Genomic DNA, 15,132 nt, shown 5'->3' on the forward strand with positions numbered 1-15,132 from the left:
GAACAAGTACGTCTGATTCAGGAGTGAACGTGATTCAAGATCCCGATCGGCGAGCTGTCGAACCCATGCCATCGGACGCGCCTGCGGCGGTTCATCGGCTGCGGGTCCTGACGGTCAACACTCACAAGGGCTTCACCGCCCTCAACCGGCGCTTCATCCTGCCCGAATTGCGCGAAGCGGTACGCAGTACCGGCGCCGATCTGGTGTTCCTGCAAGAAGTGCTCGGCGAACATGACCGCCACGCCTCACGCTACGACAACTGGCCCCAGACGTCCCAGTACGAATTCCTCGCCGACAGCATGTGGAGCGACTTCGCCTATGGCCGTAATGCGGTCTACCCCAATGGCCACCATGGCAACGCCTTGCTTTCCAAGTACCCGATCCGCCAGTTCCGCAATCTCGATGTGTCCATCACCGGCCCCGAGCGGCGCGGGTTGTTGCATTGCGTGCTGGATGTGCCAGGCCACGCCGCGGTCCACGGGATCTGCGTGCATTTGAGCCTGTTGGAAAGCCATCGCCAGTTGCAGCTCAAACTGCTCTGCCAATTGCTCGATTCGCTGCCCGAAGACGCCCCGGTGATCATTGCCGGTGACTTCAACGACTGGCAACTGCGCGGCAACCTCGCCCTCGCCCGCCGAGGTTACTTGCACGAAGCCTTCGAGCACCACCTGGGCCGCCCCGCCAGGACCTATCCGGCCCGCTTCCCGCTGTTGCGCCTGGACCGCATCTACCTGCGCAACGCCAGCAGCCATTCCCCGCAAATACTGGGCAACAAGCCCTGGACCCACCTGAGCGATCATCTGCCGCTTTCGGTGGAAGTGCATTTGTAGAGCGCGCCTTCCCCTACGCTTTCTGTCCGTGGACCTGTAAGTTCTGACAGTAGCGACGCCCTTTATTCGTTGTTAGCGTGCCATTCCATACAGCGAGCGTTGCCAGGCCCTGTGTGCCATCTGTTGCGCAACCGATGCTGAAACGGCATCCATGGGGATGCCGATGCAGAGGGATAGCACATGATTCGGCACGATAAAGGATTCAATCGGCTGTTCAACGCCTTGTGGGTGTCAGCCCCCTTCCTGTTACCCGCACCCGCCGCCATGGCGGCTTGCACGCTGGCGCCAACCGCAGGCGATGACACCTATGTCTGCGACAGCGGCACCAGTCCCGGGCTGACGGATCTTTCAGGTAACAACCGCCTGACCATGCCCGCCAACGGCAGTGGCATCATTACCGGCGATGTCACGTTCGGCACCGGCGTCGACACCCTCGAGATCAACGCCAACGGCGTGATTGACGGTGATGTCGAGCAAGGCTCGGAAGCCGACTCTTTCGTCATGAACGGCGGCAGGATCCTCTCCCTGGCCCAAGGCGACGGCCTCGATCAATTCCTGATGACCGGTGGCACCATCGTCGATGCGTTCGAAGACGGCGACATCGCCAGAATGACGGGCGGTACCATCGGCCGGGTCGACATGAAGCTCGACGACAACGTTTTCGATATGTCCGGCGGCAACATCATCGGCAACCTGGTGACCGGTTTCGGCCAGGACACCATCATCCTCTCCGCGGGACGCATCGGCGGCAATGTCAGTGTCAGCGGCGGCAACGACAGCATTACCGTCAGCGGTGGCGAAATCCTCGGCGAGGTCCGGGCCAGTGCCGGCGATGACCAGTTTCAGTGGAGCGGCGGCCTCATTCACTCGGCCATCCTGATGGGTGACGGCAGCGACACAGCATTATTGAGCAACCTCAATGAAACCCAGCTCGCTACCACACCCAGCTTGAACGGTGGCGCGGGCCAGGACGTCTTGACCTTCAGTGGCAGCACCTCCAGCACCGGCGCCCGTTATCTCAACTGGGAAACGGTCAACCTCACCCAGGGCTCGCAACTGGACCTCAACGACACGCTGACCTTGGGTGACAGCGCCACCGGCACCGGGACGCTCAACATCGAGAGCGGCAGTACGCTGACGGCGACCCAAGGCGTCATTGCCCCTTTTACTGCCGGTCAACTGGCGACACTCAATAACGCCGGCACGATAGACCTTACCCAGGGCAACACCCGCACCAACGACACGCTTACCGTCCAGGGCAATTACGTCGGCGACAATGGCCAGTTGCATGTGCAAACGGCCGTCGGCGCCGATGGCTCCGCCAGCGACAAACTGGTGGTCAACGGCGGGACGCTCACCGGCAATACCGCTATCACGGTCACGAACCTGGGTGGTACGGGTGCACTGACGACCCAGGATGGCATCGAAGTGGTCCAGGCCCTGGGTGGCGCGGTCAGTAACGTCAATGCCTTTTCGCTGGCGCAGTCCGTCTCGGCCGGTGCGTTCGACTACCGTCTGTTCAAGGGCGGCGTGAGCGGCAACCCAGACAACTGGTACCTGCGCTCCACCGTGGTCGCCGGGCCGGTAGCGGCGCCCATCCCGACGGCGCCTCCCGCGCCGGGCGCGCCCCCCGTCCCGGCTCTGCCGCCCTTGCCAACCGCAGTGCCCGGCGCGGCCCCCATCCCGTTGTATCGCCCGGAAGTGCCGACCTGGTCGGTGCTGCCTCCGGCGGCGGCGCAATTGACGTTGATGGCCCTCGGTACGTTCCATGACCGTCAGGGTGACCAGCGCCTGCTCACGGAAACCGGCGCGTTCGGCGCGGGTTGGGGCCGGGTCTATGGCGTAGACCTTGATAAAACCTGGGCCGGCACGGTGACGCCGCAGTTCGATGGGTCGATCAAGGGGTTCCAGGTGGGCAACGATCTGTACAGCTCGCTTCTGTCCGGCGGCCAGACCCAGCGCATTGGCTTCTTCGTCGGGCACACGGAATTGAACGGCGATGTCAAAGGCTTCAACCTGGGGTTCGAAGGCCGGCACGCCGGCAAGATAGAGCTCGACGGCGACAGCTACGGGCTCTACTGGACGCTCACCGACCCCAATGGCGGCTACGTCGACACCGTGGTGATGGGCACCCGATTGAACGGCGACAACCGTTCCGAGCGCGGCCTGAAAATCGATAATCGCGGGCACGCTTTGACCGCTTCGGCAGAGACTGGCTACCCCTTCAAGGTGACCGCTGACTGGGACTTTGAACCCCAGGCCCAGATCATCTACCAAAAGGTTTCCCTGGATACGCAAAACGACGGGGTCTCCAAGGTCGAATTCGATTCCGACGGTGCCTGGACCGGCCGCCTCGGTGCGCGCCTCAAGGGCCGCTACCAGGTCAGCGGCATGCCCGTGGAACCGTACTTGCGCGCCAATCTCTGGCATACGTTTTCCGGCACCGATTCGGTGATATTCGACGACAGCGAACGGGTCGAGACCCAACAACGCGCCTCCACCGGTGACCTCGGGATTGGCGTCACCGTGAGCTTGGCGCCCACCGTTGCCCTGTACGCCGGCGCGAACTACAGCCAAAACCTCGACAGCAACCAGCAACACAGTGTCATGGGGAACGTCGGTTTGCGGATCAGTTGGTAGGCAGGGTACGACAGAGGTTTGACGCCCAAATAATCACCACAACAACCAATTGAAATCAGCGCTTTATTAGCGCTGATTTCATCATGCCACTCATCGTTCATTTTCTTGACGCGCCGCCATCAGTCTTCTTGACTACACCATACTACCCCCGGAAATACAGTCAGGGGCAGGCCTCTGGAACCCGTCAAGACGGGCCGCCAGAGGCTTGCCCCAATCCATTCGGTCGCCCCTCATTCGGGGTAGGAGAGACGCCAAAAAAGCGAGAAATGCATGCGATTGCAAGGCAGGCCCCCATGAGAACCTCCCTCCGTCCACAAGCGTTCACCACCACTTTCCATACCGTCTCGACATCGTTGCTGTTGCTTTCATCCATGGAGGTCCAGGCCTGGCCTGCCGAGGAGAGCCTGCAACCCTGGTACGATCGAACGTCATCCACCCGCCTCAATACCGCACTTGTTGGAAGCGAACCTTCTTCCGGCAAAAGCCCCGCCCTGTTCACATTGCGCCACGGCGACGGCCATACCCAGCGCATGGGACTGATCAGTGGCCAACACCAGATCGTTTCAACCGGCGGCGGCCTGCTGGTGATGCCCGCGCTGGCCGACCCGGACAAAGATGCCCTCAACCTGAAAGGTTCGAGCCTCGGTGCCTATTGGAGCCTGACCGGTCCCACGGGCTGGCACGTCGACCTGAGCGCCAGCGGCGGCCGGGTCAACGGCTACAGCCGCATCGAACAAGGCCAGCGCCAGGCCACCGAAGGCCATGCGGTGACGCTATCGGTCGAAGGTGGCTTCCCTATTGGCATCAGCACCCACTGGGTGGTCGAACCCCAAGCGCAGCTGATCAATCAGCGCGTCACCCTCGATACGCCAAATGCCGGAAGCGGCTCCGGCGACGAACTGAGCAGTTGGAGCGGCCGCGTTGGCGCACGCCTCAAAGGTAACTACCAGGTCAACGGCCTCGGTGTGGAGCCTTACCTGCGAACCAACCTCTGGCACACCGTCCAGGACGCCAGCACGGTGTCCCTGGATAAGGTCGACAAGATCAGCAGCAGTCGAAAATCCTCCACCGTCGAAGTCGGCCTGGGCCTGGTGGCCCGGGTCACGCCAGCGGTAAGCCTGTATGTCAGCGCCGATTACAGCAGTGACGTCGACGATAACGACCTCAACGGCATCATTACCAGCATGGGGGTGCGGATGCGCTGGTGATCCCGGAGCTGTGTAGGAGCTGTCGAGTGCAACGAGGCTGCGATCTTTTGATCTTTCGCTTGAGACTCAAGTGTCTAGGGAAAGATCGCAGCCTCGCTTCGCTCGGCAGCTCCTACAACGTCGTCCGGCGCAAGCAATCTGCCGCCACTTAAAAAACACCTCCATTAAGGCGTATAACGCTAAAAGCGTTTCATGCCTGCAAGCCGCCCGCCCATGGCTCATTTCATTGATGGAGTAACGACATGACCACAGCCCCCTTCCTCGCCAACCTGTTCCCCGGTGCCGCCGACATCCCCGACGCCTACCGTCTCGAAGGTCGGATCGAGCAGCGCGAATACCTGGTCGACGGTACCCTGGAAACCTGGCAAGGGCCACTGGCCGTCGTCCGCAGCCCCGTCTACCTGACCGGCGAGCTGGGTGATGAACAAGTGATTCTCGGCAGCACGCCCCTGTTGGATGCCGAGACCGCCCTCACCGCCCTGGACGCCGCCGTCCGGGCTTACGATCGCGGCCAGGGCCAGTGGCCGACGATGCGCGTCGCCGAGCGCATCCGCCATGTGGAAACCTTTCTGGCGCGCATGCGCGAGCAGCGCGAGGCCGTGGTCAAGTTGCTGATGTGGGAGATCGGCAAAAATCTCAAGGACTCCCAGAAGGAATTCGACCGCACCTGCGATTACATCGTCGACACCATCAATGCCCTCAAGGAACTGGACCGCCGCTCCAGCCGCTTCGAGCTGGAACAGGACACCCTCGGGCAGATCCGCCGCGTGCCCCTGGGCGTGGCCTTGTGCATGGGGCCCTACAACTATCCGCTGAACGAAACCTTCACCACGCTGATTCCGGCCTTGATCATGGGCAACACCGTCGTGTTCAAGCCGGCCAAGCTCGGTGTGCTGCTGGTGCGGCCGTTGCTCGAAGCCTTCCGCGACAGCTTCCCGGCGGGTGTGATCAACGTGATCTACGGCAGCGGCCGGGAAACCGTCAGCGCGCTGATGGCCAGCGGCAAGATCGACATCTTCGCCTTCATTGGCACCAACAAGGCCGCCAGCGACCTGAAGAAACTCCACCCGCGCCCGCACCGCCTGCGTGCCGCCCTGGGGCTGGATGCGAAGAATCCCGGGCTGGTGCTGCCGGACGTGGACCTGGACAACGCGGTCAGCGAGGCGTTGACCGGCTCGCTGTCCTTCAACGGCCAACGCTGCACGGCGCTGAAAATCCTGTTTGTCCATGAAGACGTGGCACCGGCATTCATCGAGAAATTCAACGCCAGGCTGGCCGGCCTGAAAGCCGGCATGCCGTGGGAAGAGGGTGTGGCGCTGACGCCATTGCCCGAGGCGGGCAAGGTCGACTACCTGCATTCACTGGTCGCCGATGCGGTCGCCAAGGGTGCGGAGGTGAAGAATGTCCACGGTGGCGAGTCACGCAACTCATTCTTCTATCCGGCGGTGCTGTACCCGGTGAACACGGCGATGCGGGTCTACCACGAAGAACAGTTCGGCCCGGTCGTGCCCATCGTGCCGTACCGCGACCTCAATACCGTGATCGATTACGTACTGGAGTCCGACTTCGGCCAGCAGCTCAGCATTTTCGGCACCGACCCGGCACAAGTCGGCAAGCTGGTGGACACCTTCGCCAACCAGGTCGGCCGCATCAACATCAACGCCCAGTGCCAGCGTGGCCCGGACACCTTCCCGTTCAATGGCCGGAAGAACTCGGCCGAGGGCACCTTGTCCGTCCACGATGCGCTGCGCACCTTTTCCATCCGCACGCTGGTGGCGACCAAGTTCCAGGAGAGCAACAAGGCGTTGATCAGCGACATCATCCGTGAGCGGGATTCCAACTTCCTGACCACGGACTACATCTTCTGAGCCACGCCCGGTGGGCTACGACAGGGCTGGGCGACGCCACTTGATGCCCCAGCCCTGTTGCATGCCGGCAGCCGCCAGCAGGATCGCCGCCACCCCCAGCCACTGCAGCGGTTCGAGGCGATGGCCGAAGGCGAACCAATCGACGAAGATCGCCGCGATGGGATAGATGAACGACAGCGCCCCGGTCAACGCGGTCGGCAACCGTTGGATGGCGCTGTACAGCAGCACGTACATCACGCCGGTGTGCACCATCCCCAGGGTCAACAGGCTGGCCCAGGCCTGGGTGTGTTGCGGTAACGCCGAGAAGTTCGCCCAGGGCGCCAGCAGCAACACGCCGGTGCTGACCTGGATCAGGGCAATCAGATGGGGTGGCATGCCCGTCAGGCGCTTGATGATCAACGCCGCGACGGCATACAACAACGCAGCCCCCAACGCCAACGCAATGCCCAGCAGATAGTCACCACCGCCCTGCCCTTGCTCACCATGGGCACTGACGATGGCCAGCATTCCGAGAAACGACACCGCCAGCCAGAACAGTTTTTGCGCGGTGATCTTCTCCCCCAGGAACAACGCCGCCAGCCCTACCAACATGAACGGCTGGACGTTATACACCGCTGTGCCGATGGCGATCGAAGCACGGGAATAAGAAGCAAACAACAACACCCAGTTACCGACGATCGCCACACCACTGAGCACCGCCAGCAGGAAGGTGGTACGGGTGAGGATGCCGGGCCGCAAAAAGCCGAAACCGGCGCAGATCAGCAGCAAAGTCACGCCGCCGAACACGCAGCGCCAGAACACCACATCCAGCACCGGCAAACCGGAAACCAGCACGAACCACCCAATGGTTCCGGAGATCAGCATGGCGGCGGTCATTTCCAGCGAACCGCGGCGTAAGGTCTTGTCCATCTTCAGGCTCCTTCAGCAAGTGGGCACAGTATGCCGAGCCGACCGGAGCCTTCTCCATGACTTGAAAAAGGCTAAACTGCGTTTCGGCCTTTTTTATCAAGGCAACTTCACGCATTCGCCTAATGGAGCTGAAATGACTGACGACATTGACCAGATCCTCATCAGCGCCCTGATGGAAGACTCCCGACGCTCCCTCAAGGCCCTGGCAAACCTCAGCGGCCTGTCCTCCCCCAGTGTCGCCGAACGTCTTCGCCGGCTCGAGGAACGCGGCGTGCTCAGGGGCTACACCGTCGAGGTGGACCCCAAGTGCTTCGGCTATCAACTCCAGGCCATCGTGCGCATCCGCCCGCTGCCAGGGCAGTTGCAGGAAGTGGAGCGGCAGATCCAGGCCAACGCTGAATTCACCGAATGCGACAAGGTTACCGGCGACGACTGCTTCATCGCGCGCCTGCATGTGCGCTCGATGGAACAGCTGGATACCTTGCTGGACAAGCTCAATATCCACGCCGAGACCAATACGGCCATTGTCAAGAAGACCCCGGTCAAGCGGCGGTTGCCGCCGATGGCGTGAGTGGAAACCGGCCTCGGGTCATCCGAGGCCGGGAAAGAGGGTTATTCGAGCTCTTCCAACTCGGGACTGCGCTGCACTTTGTGCACTTGTTCCTCAGGCGCGTTGCTCGCTTTGATCAACCTGAGCGTCTGGAGTTTGGTGCAGGCATTGACGCCATCGGCATAGACGCCGCTGTGGTTGCACTTCCAGTCATAGAAATTGGCCAGGGCTCCGGACAGTTGCAGGCTGTAGTCCGTGCTTTGCGTGCCCGGGCTGAACGGTTGACCGGCCGGAATGTTCTGGAACCATTGCATCCAGACATCGCCTCCCACAGGTGGCGGGTTGGCCTGGAACGTCGGGTTCATGATCGCCAATTGCTGGTACTCGGCGGTCATGTGGCAACTCAGGCAGGACGCCTGGGGGTTGTCCACCGGCCCATTGAGTCGCCCGTTCCAACCCAGGTGGGTCGGTGGCAGTTCCTGGGTGGCGTTGATCGCGGTCTGTTTCAGGGCCGGGTTGATCTTGGTGACCACCGGCTTGGGGTTGGTGAAGTCGTTGCCGGTTTCCTGGGGATCATTGCCCCACATGATCCCCACCGGCACCAGATTGTTCCAGTTCGCCTTGCCGGTCTTGGCGCCGTTGTATTGGAACGTGCCGAACAGCCAGCCAGTATCGCTCACGCGGGTGTCGCGCACGGCAATGTCCATCTGAATCAGCGCCACCTTGGTGACGGACCGTTTTGTCGAGCTGAAGGTTTCGGTTGTGTAGGCTTTCCAGAGCAACGGATTCGCCAGGAACGGCACCGTCTTGACGTCTATATCGGCGAACAGCGCCTTGCAGACCACCGTGCCGTTGGCAAAGCTCTTGGGTTTGGAGGTATAGCTTGGGTCTGGATTATCCGGGTCTTTCCAGACCTGGCCGATGGTGTAGGCCCCTATGTCGTTATAGATACCCACCGCGTAGGTCTGCCCGCTCTCGGTTTGCGTACTTGCCAGCTGCCCGGGCTGAATCGGTGCCTCCTTGGTCAGCCCGCTGATGCCTTCACGACCGTTGGGACCGTAATGCTGCCAAGGCATGTGATACCACCGGCGAATCTTGTTGTTCTGTACTTTCCAGCCGATTTCAGTATTGCCTTCCAAGCAATACTTTTTCACTTCCTCCATGTACGGGCGCCAGGTTTCAAAGTCATTGGAGAATGTCTTGGGCAAATGTTGGAAGAATGCCGGTACCGACGATGCGCCCGGGGCCACCTTCGGATAGTCCTGGCTGAGCTGGAACGGCGCTCCGGCGTATGCACTCTTGGGCGGGGCGTAGCCGAAATCGGGGAAGACTCCGGCATGGACGCTAGCGGTGGACAATGCCCCCGTCAGGGCCAGCCACGCAATGATCTTTCCTTGAGACTGCTTCATCAATATCTCCTTATAGGGAAGCGTCTGCTATCGCATCGGATTCCTGGCCGATGTGCAGGGCCTCCTTCTGTTATCAGGCTGCAGCATGATGCCCAAGCCTGCTCACGGTCCTGCGGAGTCGCCTTGATAGCCTCCCGCCCCCAACGAACGGCCACGACCAGACCGGGCTCGCTAGCCGAATACGTGATGGGGGAACTTCAGGTAGGTAACCAAGCGATCCACTTCTTGCCTCCCATGGCAATACGCTTCCATTTCCATAGGTGTAGATCATTTATTCAAAGGTGCCATCAGTTTCAGATTTTTTGTTGGCCATTGGCCACAACTCGAAACACGGGCGAAAAAAAGCCCGCCGAAGCGGGCTTTTTCGTTCATCGCGGATGCGATCAGTCGTCGCGACCCATCAGGCCGAACAGCTGCAGCAGGCTGACGAACAGGTTGTAGATCGATACATACAGGCTGACAGTCGCCATGATGTAGTTGCGCTCGCCGCCGTGGATGATGGCGCTGGTCTGATACAGGATGCAGACCGACGAGAACAGCACGAAGCCGGCGCTGATCGCCAGTTGCAGGCCGCTGATCTGGAAGAAGAAGCTGGCCAGCACGGCCCCCATCAGGACGAAGAAACCTGCGGTGATGAAACCGCCGAGGAAACTCATGTCCTTGCGGGAAATCAGCACGTAGGCCGACAGGCCACCAAATACCAGGGCGGTCATGGCAAAGGCCGAGCTGACCACTTCGGCACCGCCCTGCATTTGCAGGTAGCGATTGAGGATCGGGCCGAGCAGGAAGCCCATGAAGCCGGTCAGGGCGAAAGCCGACACCAGGCCCCAGGCCGAATCACGGAGTTTGTTGGTGAGGAAGAAAAGACCATAGAAACCGATCAGCACGACGAAGATGTTCGGGTAACCCACCCGCATCTGTTGTGCGACGTAGGCCATCACACCGCTGAAAGCGAGTGTGAGTGCCAGCAGGCCATAAGTGTTGCGCAGGACGCGGCTAACCTCTAGCTGCTCAGCCTGCACGCTGTTGTTCACTGCGTAATCCTGTTCGCGCATGGCGACACTCCTCCGGTTTTGAAACATTCAGTGGCAAGGATCATAACAGACGCTCTGTAACAAGCTACGTAGAGAGTTTGACAGTGTGTTTCATTCCGGTATTATGGCGCCCGCAACGCAATACGGAGGTGTGGCCGAGTGGTTTAAGGCAACGGTCTTGAAAACCGTCGACTGTAACAGGTCCATGAGTTCGAATCCCATCGCCTCCGCCATTTTCCAACGTCAAAGCCCTGATTATTCAGGGCTTTTTCGTGTCCGGCATTCAGAATGCCTATGGCAGCTTCAGCATTGGATATCGCTATGGCAAACCCCGCACCGCCACTCAAGGAAAGAAAAGTGACCAGCAAAACCATCGGCTCCATCGTTGCTGCAATCATCGGCATCGTCTTGTTGTGCGTACTGTTCGGCAGTTGGTACACGGTCGACGAGACCGAGCGCGGCGTGCTGCTGCGCAACGGGGCGCTGGTCGGGGTGGTTGAACCGGGATTGTCCTTCAAGACGCCCTTCATCGAATCCGTACGCATGATCAGCGTCCAGAGCCAGGTCACCGCTTACGAAGACCTGCAGGCCTACAGCAAGGATCAACAGTCCGCCCAGCTCAAAGTGTCCGTGTCCTGGCATATCGCCCCTTCCGATGTGGCGAAGGTCTACACCCAGTTCAAGGACCTTGAAGGCATCCGCGACCGTATGATCAGCCGCCAGGTGCCGACCCAGGTGGAAAACGTCTTTGGCAAGTTCAACGCCGTGGCTGCCGTGCAGAACCGCGTCCAGCTGGTCAACGATATTTCCACGGCCATCAAGGCCACCATTACCGGGCCGGTGATCATCGACAGCGTCCAGGTCGAAAACATCGATTTCAGCGATGCCTACGAAAAAGCCATCGAAGCGCGCATGGCCGCTGAAGTCCAGGTCAAGACCCGCGAACAACAACTCGCCACCGAGCAGGTCCAGGCGCAGATTCGGGTGACCCAGGCGCAGGCGGAAGCCGATTCGCAAGTGGCCCAGGCCAAGGCGGACGCCCTGGCAACCGAGCTGCGCGGCAAAGCCGAAGCCGAAGCCATCAAGGCGCGAGCCCAGGCCCTGGCCAGCAACCAGAACCTGGTGGAACTGACCAAGGCCGAACGCTGGAATGGCGTGCTGCCCACCACCGTGCTGCCGAACAGCGCCATGCCCTTCATCGACATCAAGTGACACCCCAGGCGCGGCCTCCCTGGCCGCGCCAGCTCCATCCCGGAGCGCCCCCGAGCAAGCGTCGCCCCTCTCTAGCGCTACACTGCCAATGAACCCGACGTTCATCGTTAGCAGGGAGCTCAACGTGTACCCAGGCAAAAGCAGACCGACACGCACCACCGTACGACGATTACCTCGCCTCCCCTTCGGCTCAGGCCTTGAGCAACTCCCTCCCCCCCGGCAATTCACCGACGCATTCGATAAGCATCCTGGACAGGAGAGTCGCGTGACCACTCTTATCAAGAAATATAAATGGCCTGCCCTGTTGGCCGTCGCGCTTATTGTGTTTTCCGCACTGATATTCTTTTTGATCAAGTCATACACGTACGACTCATCGACCTACTTCGAGTCCCGCGATTTCATTCGTCAACTCAAACAATCCGATGCGAACTGGAACGGCAAGATCCTGAGGAAAAAGATCGGCATCAACAACAATCTGTCACTGGCGCCGCCCCCGGAGGCCGACAGTCGCTGGCAGCAGTTGGAACGACTCAACAACTCCGGCCCCTTGGCGGCGCTTTGGGCGTCCCGGCGCCAGGGTTATGTGGATGCCGTCAAGAACAAGACCTTACTGGTGGAGCAATTCGAACAACACAACGCCCGTCTGCGCACCTCCCTGGATGCGCTGCCGCAGGTCGAAGACCAGATTCAAACGCTGCTCGAGGACATGCACATCGAAAGCCCCATGGAGCGCCTGACCGCGGCGTCCAATGTGCTCGAATTGACCCTGACGACACTGGAGTTCGGGCTTTATGTCACGACAGACAAAGCCCGGGAAGTACAAGACAAGTTGACTGAGCTGGAGCCGTACATTCACCCGTTGCCCGCCACCTATCAGGCGCCCTTCATCAGCCTCATCCAGCACGTCAGGACCATTGTCCAGGAGCAACCGGTGGTCAATGACCTGCTTGACCGCATCAGCGTCATTCCGGTTGCCCAGGAACTGGACAGCATCAATGAGCTGTTGAACGAGACACAGCGCAGGACTGCCGCCACCGACCGTCAATACCACATCTACCTGGCCGTATGCGCCAGTCTGATGGCACTGTTGATGATCTACCTGGCGGTGCGCCTGGTTCGCAGCTATGCCGTGATCAATCAGATCAACCAAGCGTTGCAATCGTCCAACGAACGCCTGGAAGAGCGCGTGCAGGAACGTACCCGTGAGTTGATGGAAGCCGAACGCGAACTGGTGGATGCGGCCCGAATGGCGGGCATGGCCGAAATCGCGACGAATGTGTTGCACAACGTCGGCAATGTGCTCAACAGCGTCAATATTTCCGCCGAGCTGGTAACCCGCAAGTTGAGAAGCAGCAAGACACTCGGACTCACCAAAGCGGTCAACATGATGAACGAACATGCCGAAGACCTTGGCCGGTTCATTACCCTGGATGAAAAAGGCCGGTTGCTGCCGCGTTACTTCAACGAGTTGGTCGACTCCATAGCCGCCGAACAGAAACTGCTTATCGATGAATTGGCACAGTTGACCAAGAGCATCGATCACATCAAGGAAATCGTCACGACTCAACAGACTTACGCAGGGGCCGCCAGGCTGATCGAACCACTCGATGTCAGCGACCTGTTCGAGGATGCGCTGCGCATGAACTCGGGCGCCCTGAGCCGGCATCACGTCACCGTCATCAAGGATTACCAGGACGTACCCGCGATCATGGGGGACAAGCACAGGTTATTGCTGATCCTGATCAACTTGATCAGCAACGCCAAATTCGCCATGTCGCACATCAGCGAACATCCGCGTGAAATGACCCTGGGGATCCGTATCCTCGACGACACCAAGCTGTGCCTGAGCGTCAAGGACCGCGGAGAAGGCATTTCCCCAGAGAACCTGGCGCGCATCTTCAACCATGGTTTCACCACCCGCAAGGACGGTCATGGCTTTGGCCTGCACAGCTGCGCCCTGGCGGCGGTTGAAATGAACGGCCGCCTCCATGTCCATAGCGACGGCCCTGGGCAAGGTGCGCTGTTTACCCTGGAAATCCCGCTGGAGTTGGCGCGCACCCGATCAGCGAAGGATGCAGGCTGACCTAACGCCATCGCGAGCAAGCTCGCTCCCACAGTTTTCCTAGGGTGCGCATCAAGAATGTGCCCACCAGAGAGCTCCTGTGGGAGCGAGCTTGCTCGCGATAGCGGTGTGGCTGTCACCCAGATTTTGAATGCACTGACCGCATCGCGAGCAAGCTCGCCCCCGCCTATTTCGTATTCCCAGGCCGAACGCTACGGCTTCTCCGGGTCGGCAATGCCGCCGCGTAGGCCAGCGCTTCCTCACGGGAAGCAAAGGAGCCCAAACGGTCAGCCTGGGTACAGACTCGCCATGGGCCACTGTTTACGCTGAGCACGTCATAACCGTTGACGTGTATTTTCGTCATCATCGCAGTACTCATGATCACCTCCGACTTTAACAAGGGTGCATCACCTACCATACACGCTGATGATCCAAGGCTGCCGACCGGACGTCGCGAAGCCGACTGCACCCGTGGTGCCCTCAGTGGGAATCCGAATCCCACAGCCAGTCCCACAAGCCCGGCAAATGCACGGGCTCTGCACTGTGATCGACCGTCCGGGCCAAGGCCGCTCGCTCCAATGCCTGGTGGTCATCGTAGAACGGCTTGGCGGCGGTCCTCATGCCGGTCGCCTTGGCGCTATCGAGCAGGATCTGCAGGTATTCGCGGGCATGTCGGGCGGTATAACGATTGATGTCGTGAAAGGTCACCACCACCGGGATGACCCCATCCACCGCTGGCAGTTGTCCGGCGGCGATGCGCTCGCGCACCTCGGAGAGTTGTCGGGTCAGGTTGATCCGCCGCCGAGGGCTCATCGTGATGCCCCAGACCTTGCCGTCATTGGCGCTCAGGTCAGTCAACAGAATGTGCAGGCCATGTTGTCGGTAGGCCGCCGCAGTACGCCTGTCGAAACTCCAGAAAGGAGGCCTGACCAGGGACGGTGCCGCGCCGGTCATGGCGGCGATATCACTCCCGCCGCGGGTGAGCGATTGCTCCAGCTCATCAGGGCTCAGGAACCGATGATTGGTGTGCCAGTAGGTCGCCGTATGGAAACCCAGCACATGGCCTTCCTGCTGCTGCCGACGCATCACCGAGCGGCCGATATCACTGCCGCCGCCCCGCGGCCCGCGGGTCTGCAGAAAAAACACAGCCTTGATGCCGGGCTGTATCGGGTTGTCTGCGAGCGCGTCCAGCACTTGCAGGCTAGGGTTCCAGAAAGACGATGCGCTGGGTCCATCGTCGAATGTCAGCAGGAAACGGATCGGGGGTTGTTCGAGCAAGCGTTGTTCGGTTTGCGGCGTCAGTTCGATGGGGGCACCAATGCAGCCCGATAAACCGATGGCGAGGGCTGCGATGGACAGGACCCTGGCGATTTTTTTCATGTTTTGCCTTTAGTTGATGCCGCGTTGCTT

The 15,132-nt window shown here is 60.4% G+C and carries 12 protein-coding genes and 1 tRNA gene; 8 read left to right on the forward strand and 5 right to left on the reverse strand.

Features of this window, described 5'->3' with window-relative positions:
- The first annotated feature begins 65 nt into the window (after positions 1-65).
- The 4 genes from BM321_RS24165 to BM321_RS24180 all read left to right on the forward strand — a co-directional run bounded on the left by BM321_RS24165 (position 66) and on the right by BM321_RS24180 (position 6,546).
- Positions 66-830: an endonuclease/exonuclease/phosphatase family protein gene (locus BM321_RS24165; RefSeq protein WP_371856648.1), complete on the forward strand. Its 765-nt coding sequence runs from the start codon at positions 66-68 to the stop codon at positions 828-830.
- 180 nt (positions 831-1,010) lie between these two features.
- Positions 1,011-3,470 carry an autotransporter family protein gene (locus BM321_RS24170; protein WP_092445231.1) on the forward strand — a complete coding sequence of 820 codons (2,460 nt, stop codon included), beginning with the start codon at positions 1,011-1,013 and terminating at the stop codon, positions 3,468-3,470.
- A 293-nt stretch (positions 3,471-3,763) separates the two neighbouring features.
- Positions 3,764-4,678 carry an autotransporter domain-containing protein gene (locus BM321_RS24175; protein ID WP_092445235.1) on the forward strand — a complete coding sequence of 305 codons (915 nt, stop codon included), beginning with the start codon at positions 3,764-3,766 and terminating at the stop codon, positions 4,676-4,678.
- A gap of 242 nt (positions 4,679-4,920) precedes the next feature.
- Positions 4,921-6,546, forward strand: a complete 1,626-nt coding sequence (locus tag BM321_RS24180; RefSeq protein WP_092445237.1) for an NADP-dependent glyceraldehyde-3-phosphate dehydrogenase — start codon at positions 4,921-4,923, stop codon at positions 6,544-6,546.
- Between the two features lie 15 nt (positions 6,547-6,561).
- Here BM321_RS24180 and BM321_RS24185 read toward each other — a convergent pair whose 3' ends face one another.
- The gene (locus tag BM321_RS24185; RefSeq protein ID WP_092445240.1) at positions 6,562-7,455 is read right to left on the reverse strand and encodes a DMT family transporter; all 894 of its coding nucleotides are present in this window, start codon (positions 7,453-7,455) and stop codon (positions 6,562-6,564) included.
- A 133-nt stretch (positions 7,456-7,588) separates the two neighbouring features.
- On the opposite strand from BM321_RS24185, the gene BM321_RS24190 reads away from it, so the two are divergent.
- Positions 7,589-8,026, forward strand: coding sequence for an Lrp/AsnC family transcriptional regulator (locus BM321_RS24190; RefSeq protein WP_092445242.1), 438 nt, complete (start codon positions 7,589-7,591; stop codon positions 8,024-8,026).
- A gap of 41 nt (positions 8,027-8,067) precedes the next feature.
- Here the strand turns inward: BM321_RS24190 and BM321_RS24195 are convergent, their stop codons facing one another.
- Positions 8,068-9,414 carry a hypothetical protein gene (locus BM321_RS24195; RefSeq protein ID WP_092445244.1) on the reverse strand — a complete coding sequence of 449 codons (1,347 nt, stop codon included), beginning with the start codon at positions 9,412-9,414 and terminating at the stop codon, positions 8,068-8,070.
- A gap of 383 nt (positions 9,415-9,797) precedes the next feature.
- On the reverse strand, positions 9,798-10,469 hold the full coding sequence (locus tag BM321_RS24200; protein ID WP_025213780.1) for a Bax inhibitor-1/YccA family protein: 672 nt from the start codon (positions 10,467-10,469) through the stop codon (positions 9,798-9,800).
- 124 nt (positions 10,470-10,593) lie between these two features.
- On the opposite strand from BM321_RS24200, the gene BM321_RS24205 reads away from it, so the two are divergent.
- The 3 genes from BM321_RS24205 (at position 10,594) to BM321_RS24215 (ending at position 13,743) form a co-directional block, all read left to right on the forward strand.
- Positions 10,594-10,681 (forward strand) — tRNA-Ser (locus BM321_RS24205).
- 124 nt (positions 10,682-10,805) lie between these two features.
- Entirely contained in the window at positions 10,806-11,660 is an 855-nt protein-coding gene (locus tag BM321_RS24210) for a prohibitin family protein (protein WP_092445246.1), read from the forward strand.
- 265 nt (positions 11,661-11,925) lie between these two features.
- Entirely contained in the window at positions 11,926-13,743 is a 1,818-nt protein-coding gene (locus BM321_RS24215) for a DAHL domain-containing protein (protein ID WP_092445249.1), read from the forward strand.
- 166 nt (positions 13,744-13,909) lie between these two features.
- Here the strand turns inward: BM321_RS24215 and BM321_RS31075 are convergent, their stop codons facing one another.
- Positions 13,910-14,101, reverse strand: coding sequence for a DUF2188 domain-containing protein (locus BM321_RS31075; protein WP_092445299.1), 192 nt, complete (start codon positions 14,099-14,101; stop codon positions 13,910-13,912).
- A gap of 101 nt (positions 14,102-14,202) precedes the next feature.
- Complete coding sequence (locus BM321_RS24225; protein ID WP_092445252.1) at positions 14,203-15,102, reverse strand: polysaccharide deacetylase family protein; 900 nt, start codon at positions 15,100-15,102, stop codon at positions 14,203-14,205.
- Between the last annotated feature and the right edge of the window lie 30 nt (positions 15,103-15,132).

The organism is Pseudomonas sp. NFIX10 (assembly GCF_900111955.1).
Taxonomy (GTDB): domain Bacteria; phylum Pseudomonadota; class Gammaproteobacteria; order Pseudomonadales; family Pseudomonadaceae; genus Aquipseudomonas; species Aquipseudomonas fluorescens_AA.